This window comes from Photobacterium chitinilyticum (assembly GCF_004104355.1).
GTDB lineage: Bacteria > Pseudomonadota > Gammaproteobacteria > Enterobacterales > Vibrionaceae > Photobacterium > Photobacterium chitinilyticum.
In genome coordinates, this window is sequence record NZ_RJLM01000261.1 from 1 (window position 1) to 373 (window position 373).

Sequence of the window (373 nt, forward strand, 5' to 3'; positions counted from 1 at the left end):
ATAATTCAATTGGTGTCACCATCTTGAAACACCTACTTCGGTGGCTTGGACATGTTCTCCGAATGTCGTCCCAGAGAATTCCACGTCGTGCATTATTTGCCGACTCTGGGACTGGTTGGAAGAAGCGGAGAGGTGGTCAGTGCATGACATGGTGTCGTGGTATGAAAGAAAGCTGCAAAGCACTGGCTTCTGTTGGTCCTTCACGACTCACTGGTTGGGGTCTGAGAGATGGTGCTACACAGTGGCTAGAGACGTTATCAGATATGGCTCAGAATAGAAGCCAGTGGCGATCCTGCTGTAACCTTCTTTTACTTTCTTCATAAAAAGTGGTTGTGTCTCCTTTACCTGAAAGATTTCTTCTGATTGTACCTTT

1 protein-coding gene is annotated in these 373 nt (G+C 46.4%); it reads left to right on the plus strand.

Going from position 1 to position 373, the window contains the following annotated elements:
- A partial coding sequence (locus EDI28_RS28295; protein WP_233353542.1) for a hypothetical protein occupies positions 1-323 on the plus strand: 323 nt, incomplete at its 5' end.
- Between the last annotated feature and the right edge of the window lie 50 nt (positions 324-373).